The following is a 25,807-nucleotide window of genomic DNA, read 5'->3' as shown; positions in this document are numbered from 1 at the left end:
AGCAAAAGTAGTTCAAACTGCAACTACTGGATATGACTTAGTTATATAGTAACACATGGAACGTCTCTTTGAACTTCTGAGGGGCGTTCTAATCAATTTTAAAGTTTAATTGGAGGAATAACTCGATGGAACTAGATTTAATGGCTCTAGTGTCAAATTTAGGTTTCCCTGCTATCGTTACAATGTACTTGTTAATTAGGATAGAAGGTAAGCTTGAAAATTTGAGTACTAGTATAAATTCATTAAGTAGTAATATATATGAATTGAATAATAAAAAGTAGGAAGTGTATCAATTGAAATTTTCTTTAGGATATGCTTCCTATTTTTTATTATGAATACTTATTTTATGCATAAATTCGATAAAATTGATTATATTTAGACACAAATAGCACGATTATTGAATATGATAAATATGTAAACTAATAATGATTTCAAAATAAATTTATAATAGAACTTTATTACAAGGATAGGTGAATAATATATATGTCATATGAAAACACAAATCATTGTTGCAATACAGATTGCAACCATTGTGTAAGTTATATACCTTGTTTTGGGCCAGCAGGTCCAGCTGGAGCAACTTCTACAAATCAATATTTATCACTAGGTGCATCTTCAGGATTAGTACCCTTACCAAATGTTCAAACCCCTATAGCATTTGATAATATAAATGCTTCCAATGGAGGAGATATAGCTGCAATTGTTCCTACAAACACTGTAACATTAGCTCCAAATCATAGCTACTACGTTTCATATACAGTTAATACATCTGGAAATGGAGTTAATACTGGAACTCTTTCAACAATTCTTTTATTAAATGGAAGTAATATACCGTCTAGTGGTTCAGGTAATGAAGGTGCTTCATTTGTAAGTACATCTGGAGGCACTGTTATAAAGGTAGGTTCTTCTCAAGCTAAATTACAACTTGCAGCATCTGTTCCAAGTGTAGGGACATTAACTTTAGAAAATGCAGATTTATCTATTGTAGAACTATCATAAATATTTTTAACTTATTTTATATATAAAAGTACTTGAAATATTTATATATGAATTGAAAAGTAGTAAATAAAAAGAGTATCAATTGAGTTAAAAGATACTCTTTTTGTTTGGATTTTTAAGATAAATAGAAAAATTTTATATTTTATTCCTAAATAACGTAATGTTAATCCATATAATAGATTTACTTATAATAGTATGTTTAAATAGAAAAATAAGATCAATTAATTTACTAATATATATTTAAACAGGGAGGTGACACAATATGTTTGATATTTTTAATATAGTAGTTGACATTTTAGTTTTAGTTTTTATATATGTAACTTCTAATAGATATCATAGACTTGTTAAACTAGAACGACTTGAAAATACTGGAATATCAACTGAAAAATATAATGCTTATGATAAACGTTTAAGGCTAGAGTGTATTTCATTTGTTGTCGTAATTGGAATAGCTACTATTTTAAATCAATTTGTAAGTATGTTAATAGTTGCTTTAGTTATGTTTATATTAGGATTTACATTTAAGGTACTTATCGATAAATGTTCTCCTATACCAAAATAAAAATTAATAAACCTTAATACTCCTTTTGGAGGCTAATTATGTGTTTATTAATTTTTAATAAAACTCTTGAAATAAGTTTTTAAAGATTAGTTGATAGATGTTCAAATGCAATTGTTTTGAATAAGGGAGGAATAATGATGAATTTTAATTATAATAAATCTATAATAATGTTATTTATAACATTATTATTTTTAAATTTATTTAAATTTAATAGTTCTATTATATTATCGACTATACTACTTATAATATCTGCTATTTCATTTAAATTTAGAAAATCAAAACATATTAAGTTAAGTTTAATCACTTTATGTTTTTTATTTTCTTTAGCAAATTTATGTTTAGGATTATATGAGTTGAATATAATTAGTTTTTTAATTTGCACCTAGATAATAGTTATGATCTAAAAATAGTAAACATATTTAATTACTTTTGCGCTACTTTATTATTTTCCTAAGCATTTTAAGGACTTGCTAAGTACTCAAAAGGTTAAGACTGTAAGTGTTAAAAAATCATTTTTTATAATTTTATTTGGATTTGGATTTAGTGTAATACTCTTAACATGTATATTTTACTCAGATAAATTTTTCCCAAGTTATGGAGAAGTAAACAGTAAGATACTTTCTCAGAGTAATTTAATAATAAATATAATTTGCACTGTATTATTAATTCCTGTATGCGAAGAAATAATGTTCAGAGGAATTATATTTAATTTTTTAAAAAAACTATAGTCTAACAACTTCGATTATACTGCAATCTTTAATATTTGGAATTTCACATGGGAATGTATTACAAGGGATGTATACATTTATAGGGGGAATACTACTTTCTTTAATATGTTTATATTGTGATTCAATTGCAGGAAGTATACTTTTACATATTGTTTTTAACCTTTTTGGTTCAGTAATACTTCCGAGTTTACTTTTTAAGCAGAATTCTATTAATTACTTAATAGTAATAATAGGAGTCATAGTTTTTATTTTTTCAACTTTTAAAATTTTAGCAGATTATAAAACTTGTACTAACAATGTATCAAACTTAAGTTAATTAAAAGCTTTTTAAAACTTAGTGGAGTTTATATAAAGTAAATGCTCTTAGAATCCAAATAAATGGATTTTAAGGGCTTTTTTTAATAAGTTTTTTAAAACTAGTTGAAATTTTATAAAAAAGTATACATCCTTAAACTAAGGGGGTGAATTGATTTGGGAAATGCAGCACTAGCTATGTCTTTTGCACTATTTGTTTTATCTAGTATATTTTTTATTTTTAAGGATAGGGCATCAATGTTGATACAAGGGTATTATTTTATTTCTAAAGATCAAAGAGATTTATATGATGAATTTAAATTAAGCAAAGATTACGGAATTATACTTTTTAAATATGGATTAATACTTCTGATTGGGGCAATAGGATATATATTTATTGCTAAACCAATATTATGGATAGCATTTACTATTTGGGTTATATATGTTGCGAAAACTGTTGTTACTTTCAATTTTGATAATTATAAATGTAACAAGGCTTAAAATCTGTATCAATGAGTTATATTATATTAGAATAAAGATAAAGACTGTATAATCTATTTTGGAATATACGGTCTTTATGTATGTTTAAGTGCATTTTCAAATGGTTTTTTATTAAAGTATTTACACTCATATCTAGTATTATTTAAATACTTTTCTCCTAAATTAACTATTTCAAATTTATTCTTTTTATAAAATTCAACTGCATCATCGTCTGTTTCAGCAATTAAAATCTTAGGTTCAAGTTCAAAAAGTACATAATTCAATAGAGCTTTACCTACTCCACGCTTTTGATGATCTTTTTTTACAGCTATATCAAGTATTACAATTTCATCTTTATTTTTAGTATCTAAAACTATTAAGCCTAAAATAACATCGTCATAAGCATATCCATATGAAACTATTCCGTTTGTGTTTTCATAGTAATCTGCTCTTTTTATCAACTTTTCTTTTGTGGGTTCAAATACACTTTCTTTAAGAATTTCTAGATTTGAATCATTACTTAAACTACCACTTATATTAACTATTTTATACATAGTTATCATCCCCTTTAATAGAGCCTTTTAGATATATTAATTTCCCAAATTATAAAAAGTATCTTTTGATTTATCTTCGTTCCATATATATTCAATAAACTCTGAAATCTCATATGCTTTATCTTTTCCAAACTGATCCGATACAAAGCCTAAAGCCATATCCATTCCAGCAGATACGCCTGAAGAGGTATAAAATTTACAATCCACTACCCATCTAGCTTTATCTATCCAAATTACATTTTCATTTGTTTGTTTAACCCATTCAAGGGCTTTTTTATTAGATGTTGCTTTTATGTTATTAAGAACTCCACATTTTGCTAGCAGCGCAGAGCCTGTACATATAGATAGGCAAAAATGAGATTCTTCAGCTAAATGTTTTAACATATTTAAAAAATCTGTATCATTAACTAAATCTCTTACACCAATTCCTCCAGGAATAACAAGTATTCCATTTTTATCTATAGATTTAACGTCTTCTGTAATAACTTTAAACCCTTGGTAACTATGTACAACTGCACCATCTTTTGAGATATAATTTATCTTGAAATCTTTTATTTGAGATAGTATCTCTACTGGTCCAAATGCATCTAAAGTTTCGAACTTATCAAATAGTAAAACATTTACTTCCATACCGATGACCTCCTATGTTTTTTAATATGCATATTTTAATATTAATATTTTGAACTAGAATATTCTACTAAAAGTAAATAACATTAAAATTTAAATATCTGAATCTCAATTTAAAAATTAAAATTTTGTATTGATTAATCATAAATAGTACTATATAGTACTATTGTGATTATAATTTACACACGGAGGTTTTAAATTGAATAATAAAGGCGGTTTCTTAATAAATAAAGTAAATTTCTTATCGGGAAGAATTTTTAATAAATTAATGAAAGAGCATAAAAACTTAGATATTAATCATGCTCAAGGTAAAATTTTATTTGTAATTAGTAGATATAACGAACTTTCTATAAATGATTTATGTAAAGAACTTTCGCTTAGCAAATCAACTTTAACAAGCATGTTAGATCGTTTAGAAGATAAAGGTTATATATTAAAGAAATCATCTGAAAAAGATAAGCGAATTACTTTAATTTCTAATACTAAAAAAGCAGATGAAAGTATTGATATATTCAATGATGTAATAACTAAAATGAATGCCAAGTTTTATGATGGATTTGAGGAAGAAGATATAAAAAGGTTTGAAAATTATTTAGAAAAAATATATTTTAATCTAGAAAAATAAGTTAAATAGGAGAAGATAAAATGACAAAGGTAGTAGTATTTATGGGGAGTCCAAGAAAAAAAGGTAATGTAGATACAATACTTGATGAGATAATAAGAGGCGTGAATGATAATGGAGCTGAGGTAAAAAAGTATTACCTAAATGATATGAATATCAAAGGATGTCAAGGGTGCTTATATTGCAGAAAAACTCCTAATTGTGCTCTAAAAGATGATATGGGAGAAGTATATGAGGATATAAAAAGTGCTGAATATGTTATCATTGGTTCTCCGGTATATATATGTCAAGTGTCAGCTCAAACTAAGTTACTTTTAGATAGACTTTACCCTCTAACAGAAATAAATAAGGCTAAGCACACGCCGAGATTTGGTGAAAAAAAGTTAATAATGGTTTATACTCAAGCAGCTCCAATTCCATTTTTATTTAAAAAGTATTTTAGATATACTGCAAAACATTTAAAGGGAATGGGGTTAAATCACTACAAGACTATAATAGCTACCAAAGCATTTGAAAAAGATTCAACTAAACATAATTCTAAAATTCTAAAGAAAGCTTACAATCTTGGGGTTAAAATTTCTTTATAGTTATTTAAAAAGTTTATATTTAGAATCGAATTTGTAAGTATATTTACATTTATATATGATTATGAGACTGTTATAAAATATTGAATTTTATAATATAAAAAGGTGGGTTTGTATGAATAATTTTAGTTTTATATACTATTTTTTCATGATTTTATTTTTAATATTAACCATTTTTATTTTACCAAAAGGATTATAGATATGATTTCAAAAGATTTAAATATCAACTGAATAATGATGATATAAAAAAATAATAGTTAAATCTAGGCTTTTCTTTATAGGTTTTTTTGCTATAACGTATTTTAGTTACTTTAAAAATATATCTATTGAGTTAATAATTATAGTAGGGGTAGTTACATATTTATTGACACCTAAATTGATTTTAAATATAAAAGATAGACTTAAATTGTAATGCTAGTAGCTTGTTTTTATTGAAATTTCAATGATATTAGGGTGTATTTTTATTGGAATTACAAATATAAAAACAAATGGTTAAACAAATTACAAAACAAATACTAATTTTATTTGTTTTATAATTTGTTTAACCATTTTAATTACTGATGAATGTTGCCATAAATCTTAATTTACTGATATTGCAAAAGTAAGTGAGCTACATCAACGTGATATATTTATATCTTTATATTACATATATATCACAGAGGTTTTTATATTATGACTAAAAATAAAACGGACTTATGATATTCTCAGTTGTGGGTATGTAGTTATTTAAAAATATTTAAATAGAAGTAAAAGAGAAAATTTAATATTATATACAATATAGTCAAAGTCTAAGATTGTTATAGGATGTAACGTAATATATTAAATTTGAAAGGAGGATATCATGAAAAAAATATTGTCTATAATGTTGCCAAGTATTTTAATACTTACAATAAATTTATGGGGTAGAGCTGATAAAAATATATTAGTTGGATTGTTTTTACTATTTCCAATTATATTTATCATACAAGGAATAATATATTCTAATCTTAAAAATGAATTGATTATAGGATTTCTTTTATCTTCAATAGCATTTATTATTCCTATAAATTTATGGTTTAATATGGGAAGTTGTATTGAATTATTAATAACATATAACATTTTAGGTATAATAAGTTTTTTAGTTAAGAAGAAAGTACCTTCTAGGAATAGTTAATAAAATTTATTATTACTTAATACCCAATTTTAATATATTGAGAATTAATATTGGTATTTATCACAAAATTTATAAAAGAGCCGATAATTATAATTGGTTTAGTTGTATATATATCGATACGCAAATCAATTTAAATATAAAAACAGATTAGAATAATAGGGGGGATAAAATGGTAATAGTTTCTTTGCTAATGGTTTTATTTATTATAGGGTGTATATATTATTTACAAGAATTTCTATCTAAGAAGAAAAGTAAAATTCCGGGGCTTATTTTACCTGGGGTAGCTTTTCTAAATTCACTTGTATGTTTACTTCAGGCAACAACATTTAAGATAGGATTAACAGCTTTTATTTCTACTAGCATTCCAACAATTTTACTTTTAGGAATTTACTTAAGTTGTAGAAAGAAAGTAAGATCGTAGCTAGTACATAAATATAGAAATTGCAATAAAAAGACATAGGAAACAAAACAAATAGATTTACAAATAGATTTACAAATAGATTTACAAATATAGTAACTAATTGTAGAACAAATTGTATTTGTAATTATTATTAAATTTGTTAAACAATTTGACTTAAAAACTGTGTAACAAATACAAATACCCCCCTTAGAATCTAGAGAATAGTATTTTAAGGGGGTTTTACTATATATTTTAATCCAGAATAAACACATATTAATCCAATTTATACTTTTTTAAAATTTAAAATGTTAATATGAGTTATTACATTTAAATTTCACAGGAGGCTTCTTTATGAAAAATATTTCTAAAAATATTAAGTCAAAATTAGGCATAATAGGATTTATATTAGTAGATTTATATTTAATTATTTCTTCTGAAAATAATTCAAGAATTGCATTATGTTTAATATCACTATTCATTTTTATTAGAATTATATTTGCTTCAAAAAACAAATGTAATTAATTTATACTAGCATTAAAATTTCAATTTTAGGTAATGTTAAAATGTTTATTTAAACAATTTGATATAATATTATTAATATTTTTATGAAAAGGGGATAAATAAATGCTAAATGTATTAATAGGTATTTGGTTTATAGATAGAGGAAATCGTCTAAAGAAAACTAAAAATATAAAAAGATACACATATGATCATCCTGAAAGAATAAAAGATAAGGATGGATATATAGATTTATTTTCTAAATCATATTTTTTAACCGGTATAATTTCAATTATTTTAGGGTTAATTATTACATTAGATAAATTTATTATTGAAGTACCAGTAGAAATAGCAATATTGTTAGTAAGTCTATTCATTATATTCATTCTTGCAGAGGTAATTATAATAAAGAAAAAAGGTACAAATTTATTCAATAAAATTGAGACATAACAATACTCTAAAAATTTGTTTAAAGGTTAGTAGTAAAAAAGCTCTTAAAATCCATTTATTTGCATTCTAAGGGCTTTAACTTTATGTAAAATCCATGACTAGTCTATAATGTGAAATTTTAAGACTAATTAGGAAAATTATTTTATCAGAAAAATTAAAAGTTATAATATATTATGTAAGCTATTATTAATGATAAAGAGATTAAAAAACTTCTTCTCATGTTTATTGAAAATAAATATGTACTTATTTCATTTAATATAAACAATATTATATGAGTTAAAATAGTTAGTAACATTAATTTAATCATATTTAGCCCCCTATATTATTAATTAATATTTTAATTATATTATGTTTGAAAATATGTAAAATTCATAACTATTCTCTAAAGTAAAATTTAGATACTAGTCCATATAAGGGGATTAGTAAAGAAAAAACAAATCTAAAGAGACCTAAATATAAATTTAAGTAATAGTTACAATTTAAAGCCCATATAATCTAAATAAGTGAATATAGAGGGATTTTTTAGTGCATAAAATAAAAAACCTATGGACAACATATTTAAATAGGCATATTATATTAATAAATAAACATATAAGAGGTGATTAGGTATAATGAACAGATAATTTTATTCAATTATTTAAAAAGTTTATAAATCTTAAAAAGTATTTTTAGATACTTTTATTTTTGAGCTTATAAACTGTCTTAAATTAAGAATAAGATTAATTCATTGAAACCTTAAATCAAACTTCTTTATAAAATTGTTTTATGAGAGTATTAAAATAAAAATTTATATCTTGATATATACAATGTGTTTAAGCTTAATTTGCTTACATAAAATTTATATTATAGTTCTTATTTTTTAACTTTCAGCTATATAACTTATATTTATATAGTTTCAATAAAATGATTTGTGTTTCATATTTAAAATCAATCTTTCTTAATTTAAGTGTAATTTACTTTAAATTTAAGGAAGTTTTTTTTATGCAAAAAACTTTCGCAAGGAGGAATATATATGGCACAAATAAACGTAGTCAATTTGACTTTTAGTTACGATACACACGTAGATGATATTTTCAAAAATGCATCTTTTTCTATAGATACAAACTGGAAAATAGGGCTTATAGGAAGGAATGGAAGGGGTAAAACTACACTTTTAAATCTATTTATGAAGAAATTTAAATACTCAGGTACTATATCTTCTCCCGTAGACTTTGAGTACTTTCCATTTCATATAGAAAATAAAGATAGAACTTCTCTTGAAGTAATTAGAAACACAATAGCTCCATTTACAACTTGGGAGGAATTAATGAATGAGTATGTAAATGACGAAGAAAAGTTAGATCAGTATGGAGATATTTTAGAAAAATACATTGAAAAGGATGGATATATAATAAATGAATTAATAGAAAAAGAAATAAGAAAGATGAAATTAGAAGTTGAAATACTTCAAAGAAACTTCTCTACTTTAAGTTTTGGGGAACAAACAAAGTTACTTCTTGTTGGCTTGTTTTTAAGGAAAAATCACTTTTTACTAATTGATGAACCAACAAATCATTTAGACATAGAAGGTAGAGAGGTCATATCAAATTATCTAGCATCAAAATCTGGGTTTATATTAATTTCTCACGATAGATCCTTTTTAGATAAGATAGTTAATCACGTGCTATCTATAAACAAGTCAAATATAGAAGTTCAAAGAGGTAACTTCTCAACTTGGCAACTTAACAAGGATAGACAAGATGAGTTTGAAAAGCTTGAAAATGAAAAACTTAAAAAAGATATTAAAAGACTTCAAGAGGCAGCAAAGCAAAAAGCTAGTTGGTCAGATAAAACAGAAGCATCAAAGATTGGAAATGGACCAACTGACAGAGGATTTATTGGGCATAAGGCTGCTAAGATGATGAAAAGGGCTAAATCTATTGAGAAAAGACAAAATAATGCTATTGAAGAAAAATCTAAGTTACTTAAAAACTTAGAGAATTATGATAATCTCATATTAAAAACTAGTGAAGATATGGAAGAGAAAATATTGACACTAAACAATTTAAGTATTAGATATGATGATAAAGTATTGTTTAAAGATGTTAATCTAAAAATAAAGCCAGGAGATAGAGTTTGGTTAAAAGGTAGTAATGGATCTGGTAAATCAAGTCTTATAAAACTAATTCTTGGTGAAGATATTTCTTACGATGGAGATGTTTATAAGTGCAAAAACATTTCATATGTTTCTCAAGATACATCTTATCTTGAAGGAAATGTTGATGAACTGGCAAGAAAGTATAGTGTAGATTTAAATCATTTAAAATCAAATCTTTATAAAATGGGGTTTGAAAGTATTCAGTTTGAAAAAGATGTAAGTACTTGGAGCGAAGGTCAAAAGAAAAAGCTTTTGATTGCTAAGAGTCTTTGTGATCGTGCTAGTTTTTACATTTGGGATGAACCTTTAAACTTTATTGATGTTATAAGTCGTATGCAAATTGAGGATTTGATTTTATCAGTTCAGCCTACTATGTTATTTGTAGAACATGATGAGTTCTTTGGTGAAAGAATTTCAACTAAAGTACTTGAACTTGAATAATAAATAAAATTAAACAAATGGTGTAACAAATTCAATTTTAAATTGTTTTATAATTTGTTACACCATTTTATTTTTAAATTTTTACATAAATAAAAATAAACTTATCGCCATAACTAGCATTCCAAAAACTAAACCATAGATAGAATAATGACCGTCATCATATTCTTTAGCTAAAGGTAATAATTCATCAATAGAAATAAATACCATTATGCCTGCAACAGATGCAAATAATATACCGAATACGGTGTTATTCATAATTGGCATTAAAACAATATAACCAACTAATGCTCCTACAGGTTCGGCTAATCCAGAAATAAATGAATATAAAAAGGCTTTTTTTCTACTACCCGTTGCATAATAAATTGGAACAGATACAGAAATTCCTTCCGGAATATTATGGATAGCTATTGCAACAACTATGGGTATAGCTATAGTTGAATCTTGAAGTGCAGCGATAAAAGTTGCTAGACCTTCAGGGAAATTATGAATAGCTATTGCTAATGCTGTAAAAATTCCAGTTCTCATTAATTTCATTTTAGCTTTTGGTGTATTTAAACTATTTGAAGAGATTTGATCTAATTCCTCAACATCCCTTACTTCATGAGGATTAGTATCCTTTGGTATAAATTTATCTATTAAGGCTATAACTAAAATCCCTCCAAAAAAACCTAATATGGTAGCGCCAGTTCCCATTTTATCTCCAAATGATAATGATAAAGAATCTTTAGTCTTAACAAATATTTCAATCATTGAAACATATATCATAACACCTGCTGAAAAACCTAGGCTACAAGACAAGAATTTTTTATTAGTATTCTTAGAAAAAAAGGCAATGAAACTTCCGATTCCAGTTGATAGTCCTGCAATTAATGTAAGTAAAAAAGCAAATCCAACGTTATCCATAAGCCCTCCTTAAATTAAAAATGATTTATAAATGATAATTATTATCATTTATAAAATTATAGCATGATAATACTATAAAGTATATTAAAAATTTCAGTATATAAAATAAAACTCTATTTGATTAACAACCTATTTTACATTTAAGAAACTACTTATTATTTTTATGTTTTAGGTAAATTAGCTAAAGTTGGAGCTTTAATAAGTCGTACATTTATAATGAACTATGTTTAAAAGGGAGTTATTAAATAAGGGGATGAATATATGAATATTTTAAACTTGAGTAGTGAGAGTTATATATTAAAAAGTTACAACAGTAGCTCTTTAAAAAATATAAAAATTAATAGGACTGCTAATAAAAAAGATATAGGTATACCTGTAAAAGAAATACATATTTTTAATAAAGGTAAGCAGTTAGCTAGAGAAAACTTAGATGCTACATATAACTCAAGTATAAATCACAAATTTCAAGAATCTCTAGAGCACAAGTTATCGCAACTTACTGAAATAAAGAGTATGATTGAAAATAAAGATAAAGAAAATACTAAATTTGATCTTAATATAAAGAGTACAGATAAAATTAAATCTAAAAAAGATATATCTATCAGTGAAGAAGAGAATTTGTTTAGCGAACAACAAATTAATCTTGAAGATATAAATAAAAAGATATCTGAAACTAAAAGTGAATTAAAGGACAGCAAAGTTTTAGCTAAAGAGTTAAGTCAACAATCTGAGATCATTGATGATAAAATATCTATGTATAAAAAAATGTATGGTAATGATATGTTCCAGATGGCGGAGAAAGAGGTAATTTTAAAAAAGGTATATGATACTCGAAACAATCCACTAATCAATGAGCTAAAGCGTACTGGTAATGAAATTATAGAACTTGAATCTCAAATAAAAGATAAATTAAATAAAGATCAAGAGCCAAAAAAATAGTATTATTAATAAAAAGCTATCTATTATTATTAATCTGTGCTATAATAATATTTGTAGCAATACACAAATAAAATTAAGAGACCTAGAAATAGGTTCATAGGAGTTTTTTAATGATGAATGGAACAGTAAAATGGTTTAACAATGAAAAAGGATTTGGTTTTATATCAGTAGAAGGTGGAGAAGACGTATTCGTACATTTCTCAGCTATACAAACTGATGGATTCAAATCATTAGAAGAAGGTCAAAAAGTAAACTTTAATGTAGTTGAAGGTGCTAGAGGTCCTCAAGCAGAGAATGTAACTATATTATAATATATATATATGTTCGGAAAAAAGACACATCGTGTGTCTTTTTTTATGCAAAATTACATAAGATATAATATAGCTAGTATATATATTATTAAAGCCTATAAACTTCATATAAATGGGTTTTATAGGCTTTTTGATATTGTTTTTATAGTATTGATAAAAGATCAATTTATGACCTAAGTAGTGTTTCGTATTACTTTTTAGACGGATCAGAAAAATTTTTAGGGTTAAACCATAAAAAATATAAACCAACTGCTAAAATTAGAATACCTGACATTTCTCCTGCACTAAATAAAAGTATTAGACCAAAGGAAAGAAAAACTACACCAAGGCATTTTAACAATATGTTAATTATCTTTAATTTTTTAGAACTCATAGTTTCCCAAGCAGTATCACTACAGTAATTTACTTTTTTAGTTTTTGCATATTCTTCTCTCTCCCTGTCTTTCTTTTCTTTTACTTTTCTTTTTCTTTCTTGAACGTTCATTTTATAATCTTTATTTACTTTTTCAATCCCCTCTTTTAATTGAATTTTTGCATCATTAAGTTCTTCTTTTATCTCAGCTTTATTTTTACTCATTTACAAAATCTCCCTATTTATATATTCAATATAAATAATACCAATAATATACCAAAAACACAAATATAGTTAAATTCAATTAAATGATATATAATTGAATTTAACTATATCATTTAATTGATTTGCAAATAGAGATTTTGGGAAAATGAATTAAACAATAGAGCTTGATAGGGGGAAAAATGAATATTATATCTGTTAAAAAGCAGCCAGAATATGCTTCGGCTGCAATAAAATACTTTCAAGAAAAGTGGGCAAGTGAAGATAGTCTAAAAGTATATGAAGACTGTATAAATAACTGTATAACAGCAAAGGGACCACTTTCGCAGTGGTATCTTCTTTATAACGACGATGAAATTGTTGGGTGTGCAGGTTTAATTACCAATGATTTTATCAGTAGGATGGACTTATATCCTTGGGTTTGTGCATTATATATTGAAGAAAAATACCGTGGGAACTCTTACGGTAAGCTACTACTTGAGGAGGCAAAGAAGGATTCAAAAGAGGGTGGTTTTGATAAATTATATTTATGTACTGATCATATCGGATATTATGAACGTTATGACTTCAACTACATAGGTATTGGGTATCATCCATGGGGTGAGGAATCACGTATATATGAGGCAACACTTAATAAATTAAAATAAGTTTAAATATTAAAAAATGGAATTCAAGGTTGTTTAAACACTTATATTTAAATGCTTTTTAGGAATTAGCTAGATTTTAAAGCCATATATAAACTATTGAACTTTTTCATCATGCTATGATAGTATTAATAAACAAAATTATATAGAGGTGATAAATAATGATACAATCTATAGTACATATTTCTTTAGTTGTTAATGATTATGATGAGGCTATTGACTTTTACACTAAGAAACTTAAGTTTAATTTGATAGAGGATACATATCAACCAGAACAAGATAAGCGTTGGGTTGTAGTTTCGCCACCTGGTTCAAACGGAACTGCAATATTGCTTGCAAGAGCATCAAAAGAGGAACAAATGTCTTTTATAGGAAACCAAACAGGGGGAAGAGTATTCTTATTCCTTGGTACAGATGATTTTTGGAGAGACTATAATGACATGGTAGCAAAAGGTATAGAGTTTGTTAGAGAGCCACAAGAGCAAGATTATGGAACTGTAGCAGTATTTAAAGATTTATACGGAAACTTATGGGATTTACTTCAATTTAGAGAAAATCACCCAATGTTTAAGCGAGTAAAGTAGAATAAGTATATTTTTGTACGGATAAACATACAGCATATATGAAACTAGTAATTAAATTTAACTTTAAGAATTAGGTTATGTATAATACATAAAGATAATTACCTTAGAACCCATTTATTTGGATTTTAAGGTCATTTTACTATTACTATTTAAATAAGTTTTTAATGAATCTTTTTATTTTTAATCTACGGAACTACAAACTGCAGCATTTACTAAGTCACAAACTTCCTTTGGATCACTAAAGCTCATTTTTGCATCTGAACAAGAAACTCCTGAGTTATTCCAAGCTACCAAACCTGATATAACACCTGCATTATTTGCACATTGAATATCAGTTGTCATATCACCAATATAAATACATGAATCTTTATCTGCTCCTGTTAATTCCATATATTTAAACAGTGGATCTGGGTATGGCTTATGATTTTCTGTATCATCTTCTAAAACAATAGTTGTAAAAAATTCTTCTAAATTAAACTTTCTAAAGTACTTATCATACTCATTTTTACTTCTTGATGATACAGCTCCTAAAGAACAATTATTTTCTTTTAAAAATTCAAGCATTTCCTTTGCACCATCAAAAAAGTCTGCATTAGAACAATACTTTTCGTAATTTACTTGCCATTTACATATATAATTTTCATCAACTTTAGCATTCAATTTTTTAAGGCCTATATCTGTTGTAACCCCTAAAACTACTCGTATTTCCTCTAATGTGTAATCATAACCATATTCTTTTAATGTATCTTTCCATGTTTTTAATATAGCATTTTCTGTATCAATTAATGTTCCATCTAAATCAAATATATAATGTTTTAAATTCATATTGATTGTCCCCCTGTAAATTGTTATTTTTTAAACTACTTTATTAAGATAACTATACCATAACCTTATATATTGATATAGAAATATAATTTAGAACATGAAAAATGTAGATTTTAAATAGTAATCAAAAATTTATTTATTTATTAGATTAATGATAGAGAATAGATTTGATATAATTAAGAGTATATGAAATCTAGAAATTTACTGGAGGAACTTATGAATAATTTAGTTTTAAAGAAGGTTGCAAAGTCTTTAAATGATTTTAACTGTATGTGGGCAATTGGTGGGTCTACGCTATTGAATCATTATGGACTCGTAGATGAACCTAAAGATATAGATATATTGATTAATCCTAAGGATACAGAAAATGTGAAATTAGCAATGAATAAAATAGGTAAGCCGCTTGAGACCATAAATAACAGTGATAAATTTAAGTCTGATGATTTTTTTAGATACGATGTAGATGGTACAGAAGTTGAGTTTATGGTTGGGTTTAGAATAAAATGTGAAGACAGTTTATATGAAGTTATATTTGATGAAGAATCAATCGTTTCAACGGTTTTAAAGGATGAAGTTAAAATTAATCTAATGTCACTTGAAGATTGGTTTGTAATTTATCATATTCTAGGTGACCCTAAAAATCGAACTCACTTGATAAGTAAATATTTCGAGAAGAACGGAGTAAGTCACAAGAATATATTAACACGTAATCTGAATTTACAAATGCCTGAATATATTAAAAATGAAATTTTAAATTTAATCAGTTACTAAATTTATGATTAGAACTTAACTGATGACTTATTAAACTAATAAAATATATATTGGAGGTAAATATGAGTAAATTAATTTGTACTAAATGCAAAAAAGAAATAAATGAAGGAGATAAATTTGTAGTAGAGCTTGTGTTGCCAAATGGATTTACAATGCCAGTTGGTAGATTAGATACAATATTAGAAAAAAAATCGATTAGTATACATTGTGAAGAATGTAGAGAATAGTCTATAAATTTTGTTATGTATTTTACATAAAGTTAAAGCCCTTAAAATTCATTTATTTGGATTTTAAGGGCTTTTTTAAGGCTACTTTTGAAGTGATTTTTAGAGTATTTCTTTAAAATTTACCATTTTAGGCTAAATAAAAGCTATGTTAGTCCACTTTTAAAGTTTGTTTAATTTTATATGTTAAAATAATTTTGTATTTATTAAATATATAAATATCACTAACTATACTAGCGATTTTTATTCGAGGTTTAGACGAAATTTTAAAATTTTAACATAGATATTACAGTGGATGTATGGTTTTAACAAAAGGAGAATATATATGAATTCTAAAAAAATAGTACTAGTAATCTTGATACCAATATTAGTGTTTGTGTTTTGGTTTTTACATCATGATTTTGGCGAAAATCTATCAACTTACACATCTCCAGATGGACAATATAAGATTGAAGTTAACTCAATTGATGGGTTCTTTGTAACTTATGGAGTTAAAATATATGTTGAAAATTTGACAACTGAGAATAGGTCAAAAGAATTATTACTTGAATATCCTATAGCTCAAGATCTTAGAACAATAGTAAAACATGATATATCTTTTACATGGGATGGGGAAGAAGGTAATTTAACTGTAAATGGAGAAAGTGAAACTGCTAATATTATAATTGGATTAAATAAAAAGACTAATAAGTTTTATTATAAACTTAACAAGCCTTAAAATTTACATATTTAGAATAAAGTTAATATCATAGAATTCAAATAAATGCAATTATAGGAGAATATAGTATGGATATGAAAAATGAAAGTTTAATGAATGAGGCCCGTAGGGCAAAAAAATTACCAAGTATAGGTTGGGCAATTGTATTAACATTTCTTATTATGGATTTTGGTGTTTTTTTCGGTCAAATTCCATTTAAAATTATATCATTTTTTAGTTTTGTGAATACAAGTCTTCAAAACGAAAATCTTATAACTTTATTATTTGAATTACTTAGTTTCTTTGGTATATCAGTACTTGTGTATATAAGAGTAGTTAAAATTGAAGAGAGGCCTTTTTCTTCTATTGGATTTTCTAAAGAAGGATGGATAAAGAAATACTTAACTGGATTTATGGTAGGTGCTATATTGACTGCTTCAGAAGTAGCTTTATTGTATTCTTTTGGGCTGATAAGTGTAGAGCAAAGTCCTAGTCAACCAGTAGGATTATCTGCTATAAAGTACATAATTATAATATTAATTGGATGGATAGTTCAGAGTTCAGCTGAAGAAATTGTAACTCGAGGATGGCTTATGAATGTTTTAAGCGCTAAGTATAATAGATGGGTTGGTTTAATTGTATCATCCACTTACTTTGGGTTTATGCATGTATTCAATCCTAATATTAGCTACATAGCGGTTATAAATTTAGTTTTAGCAGGATTTTTATTTGGACTTTATGTTTTAAAAACTAATGACCTTTGGGGAGCTTGTGGTCTTCATTGTGCTTGGAATTTCTTTATGGGAAACATATTTGGGTTTGAAGTTAGTGGGACTAGTGCATCTGTAGGTACTTTATTTGATTTAAATCTAATTGGAAACCCATCAATTTCTGGTGGAAAGTTTGGACCTGAAGGCGGCATTTGTGAAACTATTATAATAATCGTAGCTATAATAGTTATTATTTATTTAGATAAGAAAAACTTCTTTAAACAATATGAATAAGACTTTATTTAATATAGTTAAGGCACACTAAAAAGTGTGCCTTTTTAATTTCTCAATTTATAAAAGAGTTAAACTCTAGATTTTATCCATTTAGCGAATTTTTTCCACTCGTCTCCTGAAAATATAGAAATTACAAAGTCTGAAATAATTACTCCTATTTCTAAAACTAATTCCACAATTAAAACCTCCTTTTAAACATACTATACTTAAAGTATATCCAATAAAACCTATCTATAGTGAGTTCATATAAAAACCTTAATATATAAATTCAAGATAAGGGAAGATCTATTAAAATACAAATTAATTAGATTGAACGTATTTTTATGAGGTTAATTGAAATTATGCTATGATTTAATTAAAAAGGTTGATAGTTTAAATTTAGTTTGTAAAATTAAAGTTAGGAGGTACAGTTAAGGCTATGAATCATATAATACAAATAATATTCACGGTTATAGTGGTGTGTACGATTATAATTACAATGATAAAAGTGATGAAGAAAAGTGACAAGAAAAATTATAAATCTGAAGGTATGATGATTGGATTTACAATCGGTGCAATTTCTGGTTATTATATAATGAATTCACTTATATGTGCGACTATAGGCATGTTTTTGGGAATTGAAATTGGAAAAACAATAAAAAGAAATAGTTAAAAATAATAATATTGTACAATCTAAATTAGTTTATATATGCTAATTCTCTGCTCAAAAAACATATGATTTACCTAACATATCTATTTGATCTATAACAAATTTAAAAAATTAATATATAGACTGCACAAGAAATCAAAAATACCTTTAAGCCTAGTTTCGAACAAAGTTAATACTTTTAGAGTCCAAATAAATGGTGTCTAACGGAATTTTGATACTACTTCTGAAGTAAGTTTTTCTGAACGAGGAAAAAGCACTCCTAGGAGTGCTTTTATTTATTCTAATGCCAATTTATTTTTTGATTTAAAATAAATTCTAAAGCATATATCTTCGATTAATGAATAAGCACCACTAGTTATAAAATATAAACCTAATGCAACTGGTGTTCTTGCAGTTAATATAAAACTCATAACTACTGTGATTATAGCCATATGTTTATTAAGGGCTACTTGAGAACTAGTCTTAAAATAAGGTATATAGTTTATTAAATTTGGAGCTAACATTATTAACGTATATATACAAGGTATTATAAATAAATTATCAGACATGCTTAAGTTATTTATCCAAGGAACTATAGAACTAGAAAAATCCTGTGGCATACTTGAAAATGTTCTATAAAGCGCAAATACTATTGGCATTTGAAGCAATAAAGTAGAACATCCCAACATACTTTTCATGCTCTCAGTTGCATGTAATTGCATCTGCTTTTCAAGCTCAGTAGGATTATTTTTATATTGTTCCTTTAAGGTACTAATCTTATCAGCCATGTCTTGTTGTTTTCTCATAGAGAGTTTTTGTTTCATAGATAACGGCATAAGTATTAATTTAACCATTAATGTTACAACGACTATTGCAAGCCCTAAATCTCCTGTAAAACTAAATAATATACTTAATAAATCTTGTAATATACTTGAAATGAAATTCATTTTATTTTCTCCTTTTAATTATAATTTAATATTTTGGATTAAAAAAATTTCATTTCAAATTAGAATAGACTACAATACCTCCAAACATCGTATTTCTGAAATACAAAATACTGTTTTGGTATTAAGTTATAAAAATACTCTAGCCTATTATAAAAAACAGTCTTTATAAAAGTATCATTAATTTTAGAACATATAGATTCTTTACAGAAGTAAACTAGAGATCCTATTATGGAAATTAAAAATGCCGCATAGATTAATATATAAATTATATTATCTATATCAGGTCTCATTATTTCACCTCACAATTAATTTACTTATAGTAGATAATACTACAATTATATAAAAATATCTATTTAAAAATTTAAAAAAATTCCAACTCACTTCACAATTTTACTTTTATGTATTTTATATAAAGATAATATACATAGAATCGAAAAGATGAATTCTAAGAGTAGTTTGATATAATTAATATATTAAACATTTAGGAGGAGTAGAAGTATGATAGTTTTAATTGCAGGGAGCTCACATTCTGGAAAAACATTATTATCTCAAAAACTACTTGATAAGTATAAGTTTCCGTATATATCTATAGATCATTTAAAAATGGGACTTATACGAAGTGGCAATACTGACTTAACCCCTGAAGATGATGATAAATTAACGGATTATCTTTGGCCTATTGTTAGAGAAATAGTAAAAACAGCTATTGAAAATAAACAAAATCTTATTATAGAAGGATGCTATATTCCATTTAATTGGAAAGATAGTTTTGATAAAGATTACGCTAAACAAATAAAATATATTTGCCTTATAATGACTAGAAAATATATAGAAGATAACTTTTCAGATATAAAAAATTATGCAAATATTATAGAAGAACGTTTAGATGATTCGAGTTGTATAAAAGAAGAGCTTATAAAAGATAATGAGTTAAATCTTAATATGTGTAAAAAATATAATTGTGATTATGTTCTAATAGATAATAATTATAAATTTGAAGTAGTTCTATAAAACTTTGTATATAAAAAGAGTGATTTCGTTGAAATTATTACATTTCAATATAACCACTCTTTTTAGTTTACTTTGAATTTATTTTTATATAAATTTTCATCAATGCATATATACCTAATATAGCAATTAAAGCATATACTATTGGAATTAAATATGTTAAGTAAATTACAATATTTGATACAGAATTAATGCTTTCAACCTCTATATTTGAGTTATCCCCCTTTTAAAAATTTATCAAATTAACTTCATTATATAAAAAACGTAATCATTTTAATATCCAGTCTTCTAACATTTCAGAAATCTTCTTTAGATTATTATCAAGACTTTGGTTAAAATCATAATAATCAGTATTAGTATACTTCTCTATTAATCCATAAAAAGGAACATTAAACATAATTTCTTTTTCGCTTATGCAATTTTCTTGAATTTTGTAGTGAAATAAGCAATTTCTTAAATTGCTATCTTCTCTAAAAGAGTTCTTTAGATATTTTAATTTTTCAATTCTATCTATGTAATTTTCGATGCCGGTATTTATAGTTTTGTTGCTATTAGTATAATTTATAAGTTTTTCTAATGATGAGATTGAAGAATAATAACAAATGAATTTAGCTCGGAAATAAAATTTATTGTCTTTAGGTAAAAATTTTCCTAAAAAATATATTATAAAATTAACAGAAGAGAGAATATTAAATAATAATAAAGTAGCATATTTATCATATTTACCATTAAAAATTTTAGTTGTTTCATTAATTAGTAAAAAGTCTTTGTACTCAATATTAATTTTAGTATCTAGAGTAGATGATTTTATTAATATATTTTCTTTTTCACATACAGACCCTAAAACTTTTCCTAATCCTGAAGAAAATAGCATTATATTTTTTTTAGAATCTTGACTTCCTATTTCTTGTATATCAAGTATTTTATCTAAATACCAATAATTTAAATAAATATTTCCTATATACTTATCTGATATACTATAAGTACCAAAATCATAAAGCTTACTTAGACCAATTAATTTTAAAATTATATTTACATTATCATAAAGTTTTTTAGAGTAATTATAATAATTTAAATGAATTTTCTCTAACTCTTCAATACTTTTCTTAGGTTTTGATTTCCCTTCAGAATATAACTTAGTTTTTATTCTCATACTTGATATTATTTTCTTAATATTGTTATCTTTAATAGTAATTTCTTCAATGTTGTTAATATTATAAAAATCTAATATACCTCCACATAAAAAAGAAAAGTAAGGAATTGACTGTAGCCAAAATATAGGTTCATAATTTTTATTACGAAGGCTATAAAAAATATTCAAAGCACTTTCAGTATCTTCTAAAATCAATTGTTTTGATATATTTTCATAAATATTATTTACCATTTTAATTAACCTCCTAGAAAGTAATATAATTTTATAATTCTTACTTAATTCATAAAATCTATGAATAGTGTATACTTAAATGCTCTAATGTTAGTATGCCAATGGCATAAAACTATATATTTTTATTACTTTTACTTATTTAAGTCAATCCTAAATATTTATTTATGGCTTGTATTAAAATTTGCAAACAAATACTAAAGGGCATTTCTTCAAACTTGCTTATCAATTTTTTATCATTCGGATTTTTTAATAATTCTAACATATCTTTTAAATTTTCTGCATTATTAACTAATAACACTTCTTCAACATGAGCATGGTTTTCAAAGCTATTAGATAGATGGTTTAAAGAAAGATATATTTTTTCAAATTTATTGATTAAATCTTCTTGATTATAGGCTATTTTTTTTGTATTATCTCTAATCTCTTCTAAAAATGTGGGACCTTGTAACTTGATTGGCTCAATCTGTATATTTTTATGCATATTAATTTCATCAGCAATAGATGTAGCTTTTGTAAAATTATCAGCTATATTATCACAGGTATTTTTAAACTCTGTAGTAATAGTGATCATATCTTCAAAAAAGAATTTTTGTTTTTACTCAATTAAATACCCCCTTGTTTTTACTCTTATGGTCCAATAAATGGAATTTCCTTTTTTATTAATAATATCATGGAATACTATTTATAAGCAAAATCAACTACATAAAAAAATTAGGTGTGTTCGATAACCAACTTTTAATCATATATACAACTCCAAATAATAAATTTGAAATTGTATATAGTAGAATACTACAAGAAATAAAGGTAGGGAAAATATTCATTTAAAAACTTAAACAACAGCAAATAGGAACTATTGTCCAGATAAGTTGACCAATTAATCGACCTATAGGCTCTAATTTATTGTACCTATCAAAAATGTAAGAATTATTTAAGCTTTGTGTCAGGCTCTTTTAATGTTATAGATGTATAATAAACTTATCAAATGAAAGATAACTAAAAGGAGGAATTACAAATGACAATAATTTTAGGAAGTTTAATGATAGTTCCATTTATATTAGCAGTAGGAGCAGGGCTAGTAAGCTCAGAATTAGAAGTCGCAAACCAATAATAAACTTTATATAGATAATTAATTGATAAAATGTATTTAACGAAATTCCCAAATCCCTTTTTATATAGATAAGTCACTTACTAATTAGCTATATAAAATTTAAACTAATATAAGTTAATTATAGTAATAGTTTTTTATGTAGCTAATTAAATGTCCACAAAAATAGCTCATTAATCTAAATTTAGATTAATGAGCTATTTTTAATTATTATAACTATCTACTATTACGAATAATAGATCTAATATAACTCTCAGACATATTGTAATTACTAGCCAACTCTTTTACATTAAATCCATTAAACTTTTCTATAATCTCTCTATCACGAGCATCTTTATATATCATCTTTTCAGTAGGAAAGTACACAGATGTTCCTCCAAATTCTTTAAATAGCATCTTGGTTATATCCATCCCAACCTTCATAGCTATACTTTCAAATTGTGGAGGTAAATCACTTATTTTTAAATCCATAAAAATAGCCTCCTGTAAAAATTCGTTTCACTTTAAGCTTTAGATTGTATCATTTGATCAAAAGCCTATTTATATGGATATTCTACAAATATTTTAGATTTCCTACTAAATAAAATATTTTATGAAAAAATCTCTAAAAATAATAGTCATTAAATAAGAGTAATATACTTTTACTAGTTACTTAATTTTACTTATATAATACTACAATTAATAATATATATTTGAATAAAGTTTGAACTAACAAATGGTGTAACAAATTATAAATCAAATAGAAATGTATTTGATTTATAATTTGTTACACCATTTTAATTTAAGTTTGTTATTTAACTTGTAATTAAATCATTAGCATTACTATCTTCTAGCCTTTTTGTTTCTGCTAGTTTTATCATAATCCTTTGCTAATTTATCTATGTTAAAATCATTTGGCAAGTTGCTTTTAGTTGTTTCTAAAGGCCCTTCTAGTATACTCATTACTGTTTTGTTTACAGTTGTATTTTTAAACTTTGATATAGCTTTTAATAGCTTTAAATCATCTTCCTCAAAGTATATAGACATAGAAACCTTCTTACTTGATTTCTTGTCTTCTTCCATTTCTAATAAGTTAATTGAATTAGGCTTTACCTCTTCTTCTTCGAATTTAGTTTTTAACTTATCATCTACTTTTGACTTATAATTTTTTTTAGGTAACTCCACTTTTTCCTCATCTACTAAAAATTTATCTATTCCCATATTTATAACACTTCCTTTTCTTTTAATTCTTCTATTAATTCGCCGAATTCTTCTCTAACCTTATGGCTTCTTTTAATTTTTTTACAATAATCTTCTATGTCTAATTTATTTAGTATCGCATTCTTGATTAAAGTTGTATCACTTAATTTGCTTTCTAATAAATCTTGTTTTATATCTTCAAATTGATCTAAATAATCATTAAATATATCTGCAGTAGAAAGTTTTCTTTCAGTGTATGAATTTACAATTACAGCTCTTTTAGCTGTGTTTTCCATTTCCATATCTACTAAGTCTTGATTAAACTTCTTATAAAATAATTCGCACCCTCTTATAGATGCAATATCTTGATATTCTAAAGGAGTTATAATTGAATCTGATACTATCATAAAGTTTCTAGCAATTAGATCATAAGATGGAGATAAATCTATAAATACATAGTCATAATTTTTTAAAGTTTCTATATTAGATTTGAACCATCTCCAAACTGACTTTTCTCTATTAGTCTTAGTTGTAAGAAACTCAGAAAGAACACTTAAACTTAAATCAGATGGTATTAAATCTATATTTGAATACTTTGGAAGTGGAGATTTAATTATAACCTCATCTGCACTTGAGTTATCTGTTAATGCTTCAAACATCGTTTTATCGCTATGTGATACTTTATATAAAAACTGAGTTAAGTTTGCTTGAGTATCTGCATCGATGATTAGAACTTTATTGCCCTCCTTGCTTAATTTAATTGCTGTTAAAGCTGTTAAAGTTGTTTTTCCAACTCCACCCTTTACATTAAAAAATGAACATATTTTCAAAATACTTCCTCCTCTATGGTTGAACAAATACAATAATAATCTGTTTAATAATTAGTTTAACAAATTGTTATTGTATTTGTAATTTTATTTGTTTCAAGATTTCATTTAGAAATTGTTGTATAACTAGTCTATCAAGTTGAGTTATGGTTTGTCAATAAAATAATCGAATGTATTCGGAATAGTTCTATTAATAGTAATTACGATATAATGCTTTAAAATCCTTTAATTAAATTTAAGTTTATATGATTTTATTTTTTAATATTAAATATACAACCATCATAAGGAATATCAATATCAGGATTAATTTATAAGTTATAAGTAAATTTTCTTTGTATCTCTTTTTCATCTTAGCACCTCACGTTAAAAGTCTTACTTAAAGTAAATACACTTTTAATCACTTCATTAGTTGATTAAGATATAAAATGATTAAAGATATAGATACTATAAGTTTTGTTATCTCTATAATTAAAACCTTCGTATCTTGTTTCATGTTCAGTTCTCCTGCTTAGCATTTGAGTATATGATATCATGTACAATGTGGAAGACTATCGAACAAATTTGTAAGGTAGGCAAAATACAATTAAACTTAAATTATTGAAAAATTTAACGTGTTAATAGTTTATTTAATTTTCGTGTTTAATTTTCTAAATTTTATAGTATAATATAAATATAGAAAATAAAAAAAGAAACTACAATCTAGTGGTATAGAGCGAAGTTTCTA

The 25,807-nt window shown here is 25.1% G+C and carries 36 protein-coding genes; 23 read left to right on the top strand and 13 right to left on the bottom strand.

Annotation, left to right across the window (positions count from 1 at the left end; translation table 11 throughout):
* The first annotated feature begins 125 nt into the window (after positions 1–125).
* The 3 genes from LEQ07_RS17220 to LEQ07_RS17210 all read left to right on the top strand — a co-directional run bounded on the left by LEQ07_RS17220 (position 126) and on the right by LEQ07_RS17210 (position 1,561).
* Positions 126–281 (top strand): YvrJ family protein, encoded by a 156-nt coding sequence (locus LEQ07_RS17220; protein WP_021430642.1) that lies wholly within the window; start codon positions 126–128, stop codon positions 279–281.
* Positions 282–483: 202 nt separating this feature from the next.
* A complete protein-coding gene (locus LEQ07_RS17215; RefSeq protein ID WP_263331639.1) occupies positions 484–999 on the top strand; it encodes a hypothetical protein in 516 nt (171 codons plus the stop codon).
* A 262-nt stretch (positions 1,000–1,261) separates the two neighbouring features.
* Positions 1,262–1,561, top strand: coding sequence for a hypothetical protein (locus LEQ07_RS17210; RefSeq protein WP_142730839.1), 300 nt, complete (start codon positions 1,262–1,264; stop codon positions 1,559–1,561).
* 148 nt (positions 1,562–1,709) lie between these two features.
* Here the strand turns inward: LEQ07_RS17210 and LEQ07_RS17205 are convergent, their stop codons facing one another.
* Positions 1,710–1,865 carry a hypothetical protein gene (locus LEQ07_RS17205; RefSeq protein ID WP_263331638.1) on the bottom strand — a complete coding sequence of 52 codons (156 nt, stop codon included), beginning with the start codon at positions 1,863–1,865 and terminating at the stop codon, positions 1,710–1,712.
* 163 nt (positions 1,866–2,028) lie between these two features.
* Here LEQ07_RS17205 and LEQ07_RS17200 point away from each other — a divergent pair, with 163 nt between their 5' ends.
* The 3 genes from LEQ07_RS17200 (at position 2,029) to LEQ07_RS17195 (ending at position 3,084) form a co-directional block, all read left to right on the top strand.
* Entirely contained in the window at positions 2,029–2,289 is a 261-nt protein-coding gene (locus tag LEQ07_RS17200) for a CPBP family intramembrane glutamic endopeptidase (protein WP_263331637.1), read from the top strand.
* 13 nt (positions 2,290–2,302) lie between these two features.
* A complete protein-coding gene (locus LEQ07_RS23240) occupies positions 2,303–2,605 on the top strand; it encodes a lysostaphin resistance A-like protein (protein ID WP_442952438.1) in 303 nt (100 codons plus the stop codon).
* Positions 2,606–2,760: 155 nt separating this feature from the next.
* Complete coding sequence (locus LEQ07_RS17195) at positions 2,761–3,084, top strand: DUF3784 domain-containing protein (protein WP_263331636.1); 324 nt, start codon at positions 2,761–2,763, stop codon at positions 3,082–3,084.
* 74 nt (positions 3,085–3,158) lie between these two features.
* On the opposite strand, the gene LEQ07_RS17190 is transcribed toward LEQ07_RS17195, so the two are convergent.
* Both LEQ07_RS17190 and LEQ07_RS17185 read right to left on the bottom strand, forming a co-directional pair.
* Positions 3,159–3,617 (bottom strand): GNAT family N-acetyltransferase, encoded by a 459-nt coding sequence (locus LEQ07_RS17190; RefSeq protein WP_263331635.1) that lies wholly within the window; start codon positions 3,615–3,617, stop codon positions 3,159–3,161.
* A gap of 36 nt (positions 3,618–3,653) precedes the next feature.
* Positions 3,654–4,247 carry a DJ-1/PfpI family protein gene (locus tag LEQ07_RS17185; protein ID WP_332843311.1) on the bottom strand — a complete coding sequence of 198 codons (594 nt, stop codon included), beginning with the start codon at positions 4,245–4,247 and terminating at the stop codon, positions 3,654–3,656.
* Positions 4,248–4,443: 196 nt separating this feature from the next.
* Between LEQ07_RS17185 and LEQ07_RS17180 the strand changes: the two genes are divergently transcribed.
* The 6 genes from LEQ07_RS17180 to LEQ07_RS17155 all read left to right on the top strand — a co-directional run bounded on the left by LEQ07_RS17180 (position 4,444) and on the right by LEQ07_RS17155 (position 7,951).
* Positions 4,444–4,869 (top strand): MarR family winged helix-turn-helix transcriptional regulator, encoded by a 426-nt coding sequence (locus LEQ07_RS17180; RefSeq protein WP_168932659.1) that lies wholly within the window; start codon positions 4,444–4,446, stop codon positions 4,867–4,869.
* A gap of 20 nt (positions 4,870–4,889) precedes the next feature.
* Positions 4,890–5,453 carry a flavodoxin family protein gene (locus LEQ07_RS17175; RefSeq protein WP_263331634.1) on the top strand — a complete coding sequence of 188 codons (564 nt, stop codon included), beginning with the start codon at positions 4,890–4,892 and terminating at the stop codon, positions 5,451–5,453.
* A gap of 838 nt (positions 5,454–6,291) precedes the next feature.
* Positions 6,292–6,603, top strand: a complete 312-nt coding sequence (locus LEQ07_RS17170) for a hypothetical protein (protein WP_263331633.1) — start codon at positions 6,292–6,294, stop codon at positions 6,601–6,603.
* 169 nt (positions 6,604–6,772) lie between these two features.
* Entirely contained in the window at positions 6,773–7,024 is a 252-nt protein-coding gene (locus LEQ07_RS17165; protein WP_263331632.1) for a hypothetical protein, read from the top strand.
* Positions 7,025–7,354: 330 nt separating this feature from the next.
* Entirely contained in the window at positions 7,355–7,525 is a 171-nt protein-coding gene (locus tag LEQ07_RS17160) for a hypothetical protein (protein ID WP_263331631.1), read from the top strand.
* 102 nt (positions 7,526–7,627) lie between these two features.
* On the top strand, positions 7,628–7,951 hold the full coding sequence (locus tag LEQ07_RS17155) for a hypothetical protein (RefSeq protein ID WP_263331630.1): 324 nt from the start codon (positions 7,628–7,630) through the stop codon (positions 7,949–7,951).
* 154 nt (positions 7,952–8,105) lie between these two features.
* Here LEQ07_RS17155 and LEQ07_RS17150 read toward each other — a convergent pair whose 3' ends face one another.
* Positions 8,106–8,258: a hypothetical protein gene (locus LEQ07_RS17150; protein ID WP_263331629.1), complete on the bottom strand. Its 153-nt coding sequence runs from the start codon at positions 8,256–8,258 to the stop codon at positions 8,106–8,108.
* A 705-nt stretch (positions 8,259–8,963) separates the two neighbouring features.
* On the opposite strand from LEQ07_RS17150, the gene abc-f reads away from it, so the two are divergent.
* Positions 8,964–10,529: a ribosomal protection-like ABC-F family protein gene (gene abc-f / locus LEQ07_RS17145; protein ID WP_263331628.1), complete on the top strand. Its 1,566-nt coding sequence runs from the start codon at positions 8,964–8,966 to the stop codon at positions 10,527–10,529.
* Between the two features lie 81 nt (positions 10,530–10,610).
* On the opposite strand, the gene zupT is transcribed toward abc-f, so the two are convergent.
* Positions 10,611–11,432: a zinc transporter ZupT gene (gene zupT / locus LEQ07_RS17140; protein ID WP_263331627.1), complete on the bottom strand. Its 822-nt coding sequence runs from the start codon at positions 11,430–11,432 to the stop codon at positions 10,611–10,613.
* Positions 11,433–11,693: 261 nt separating this feature from the next.
* Between zupT and LEQ07_RS17135 the strand changes: the two genes are divergently transcribed.
* Both LEQ07_RS17135 and LEQ07_RS17130 read left to right on the top strand, forming a co-directional pair.
* Positions 11,694–12,371 carry a hypothetical protein gene (locus tag LEQ07_RS17135; protein WP_263331626.1) on the top strand — a complete coding sequence of 226 codons (678 nt, stop codon included), beginning with the start codon at positions 11,694–11,696 and terminating at the stop codon, positions 12,369–12,371.
* Positions 12,372–12,481: 110 nt separating this feature from the next.
* Entirely contained in the window at positions 12,482–12,682 is a 201-nt protein-coding gene (locus tag LEQ07_RS17130) for a cold-shock protein (RefSeq protein WP_035117250.1), read from the top strand.
* A gap of 190 nt (positions 12,683–12,872) precedes the next feature.
* On the opposite strand, the gene LEQ07_RS17125 is transcribed toward LEQ07_RS17130, so the two are convergent.
* Positions 12,873–13,259: a hypothetical protein gene (locus LEQ07_RS17125; RefSeq protein WP_263331625.1), complete on the bottom strand. Its 387-nt coding sequence runs from the start codon at positions 13,257–13,259 to the stop codon at positions 12,873–12,875.
* Between the two features lie 179 nt (positions 13,260–13,438).
* On the opposite strand from LEQ07_RS17125, the gene LEQ07_RS17120 reads away from it, so the two are divergent.
* Positions 13,439–13,903: a GNAT family N-acetyltransferase gene (locus LEQ07_RS17120; protein ID WP_263331624.1), complete on the top strand. Its 465-nt coding sequence runs from the start codon at positions 13,439–13,441 to the stop codon at positions 13,901–13,903.
* 158 nt (positions 13,904–14,061) lie between these two features.
* On the top strand, positions 14,062–14,484 hold the full coding sequence (locus LEQ07_RS17115) for a VOC family protein (RefSeq protein WP_150843653.1): 423 nt from the start codon (positions 14,062–14,064) through the stop codon (positions 14,482–14,484).
* Between the two features lie 180 nt (positions 14,485–14,664).
* On the opposite strand, the gene LEQ07_RS17110 is transcribed toward LEQ07_RS17115, so the two are convergent.
* Positions 14,665–15,309, bottom strand: coding sequence for an HAD family hydrolase (locus LEQ07_RS17110; protein ID WP_263331623.1), 645 nt, complete (start codon positions 15,307–15,309; stop codon positions 14,665–14,667).
* Positions 15,310–15,525: 216 nt separating this feature from the next.
* Between LEQ07_RS17110 and LEQ07_RS17105 the strand changes: the two genes are divergently transcribed.
* The 5 genes from LEQ07_RS17105 to LEQ07_RS17085 all read left to right on the top strand — a co-directional run bounded on the left by LEQ07_RS17105 (position 15,526) and on the right by LEQ07_RS17085 (position 18,657).
* Positions 15,526–16,080 carry a hypothetical protein gene (locus LEQ07_RS17105; protein WP_263331622.1) on the top strand — a complete coding sequence of 185 codons (555 nt, stop codon included), beginning with the start codon at positions 15,526–15,528 and terminating at the stop codon, positions 16,078–16,080.
* A 62-nt stretch (positions 16,081–16,142) separates the two neighbouring features.
* Positions 16,143–16,307, top strand: coding sequence for a hypothetical protein (locus LEQ07_RS17100; RefSeq protein ID WP_263331621.1), 165 nt, complete (start codon positions 16,143–16,145; stop codon positions 16,305–16,307).
* A gap of 322 nt (positions 16,308–16,629) precedes the next feature.
* Positions 16,630–17,022 carry a hypothetical protein gene (locus LEQ07_RS17095; protein ID WP_263331620.1) on the top strand — a complete coding sequence of 131 codons (393 nt, stop codon included), beginning with the start codon at positions 16,630–16,632 and terminating at the stop codon, positions 17,020–17,022.
* Between the two features lie 68 nt (positions 17,023–17,090).
* Positions 17,091–18,005, top strand: a complete 915-nt coding sequence (locus tag LEQ07_RS17090; RefSeq protein ID WP_263331619.1) for a CPBP family intramembrane glutamic endopeptidase — start codon at positions 17,091–17,093, stop codon at positions 18,003–18,005.
* A 418-nt stretch (positions 18,006–18,423) separates the two neighbouring features.
* The gene (locus tag LEQ07_RS17085) at positions 18,424–18,657 is read left to right on the top strand and encodes a hypothetical protein (protein WP_263331618.1); all 234 of its coding nucleotides are present in this window, start codon (positions 18,424–18,426) and stop codon (positions 18,655–18,657) included.
* Positions 18,658–18,929: 272 nt separating this feature from the next.
* Here the strand turns inward: LEQ07_RS17085 and LEQ07_RS17080 are convergent, their stop codons facing one another.
* Entirely contained in the window at positions 18,930–19,580 is a 651-nt protein-coding gene (locus tag LEQ07_RS17080; RefSeq protein WP_263331617.1) for a YidC/Oxa1 family membrane protein insertase, read from the bottom strand.
* 498 nt (positions 19,581–20,078) lie between these two features.
* Between LEQ07_RS17080 and LEQ07_RS17075 the strand changes: the two genes are divergently transcribed.
* Positions 20,079–20,591 carry an adenylate kinase gene (locus LEQ07_RS17075; protein ID WP_263331616.1) on the top strand — a complete coding sequence of 171 codons (513 nt, stop codon included), beginning with the start codon at positions 20,079–20,081 and terminating at the stop codon, positions 20,589–20,591.
* 265 nt (positions 20,592–20,856) lie between these two features.
* Here the strand turns inward: LEQ07_RS17075 and LEQ07_RS17070 are convergent, their stop codons facing one another.
* The 5 genes from LEQ07_RS17070 to LEQ07_RS17050 all read right to left on the bottom strand — a co-directional run bounded on the left by LEQ07_RS17070 (position 20,857) and on the right by LEQ07_RS17050 (position 25,086).
* Complete coding sequence (locus tag LEQ07_RS17070) at positions 20,857–21,972, bottom strand: hypothetical protein (RefSeq protein ID WP_263331615.1); 1,116 nt, start codon at positions 21,970–21,972, stop codon at positions 20,857–20,859.
* A 139-nt stretch (positions 21,973–22,111) separates the two neighbouring features.
* Positions 22,112–22,543 carry a hypothetical protein gene (locus tag LEQ07_RS17065; protein WP_263331614.1) on the bottom strand — a complete coding sequence of 144 codons (432 nt, stop codon included), beginning with the start codon at positions 22,541–22,543 and terminating at the stop codon, positions 22,112–22,114.
* Positions 22,544–23,293: 750 nt separating this feature from the next.
* Entirely contained in the window at positions 23,294–23,548 is a 255-nt protein-coding gene (locus tag LEQ07_RS17060; protein ID WP_021431471.1) for a Mor transcription activator family protein, read from the bottom strand.
* Positions 23,549–23,899: 351 nt separating this feature from the next.
* A complete protein-coding gene (locus LEQ07_RS17055) occupies positions 23,900–24,277 on the bottom strand; it encodes a hypothetical protein (RefSeq protein WP_053832843.1) in 378 nt (125 codons plus the stop codon).
* A gap of 2 nt (positions 24,278–24,279) precedes the next feature.
* Entirely contained in the window at positions 24,280–25,086 is an 807-nt protein-coding gene (locus tag LEQ07_RS17050) for a ParA family protein (protein ID WP_216562676.1), read from the bottom strand.
* Positions 25,087–25,807: the final 721 nt, after the last annotated feature.

Source organism: Paraclostridium sp. AKS73 (assembly GCF_025671395.1).
Lineage (GTDB): Bacteria > Bacillota > Clostridia > Peptostreptococcales > Peptostreptococcaceae > Paraclostridium > Paraclostridium benzoelyticum.
This window is presented reverse-complemented; position numbering and strand designations above follow the sequence as displayed.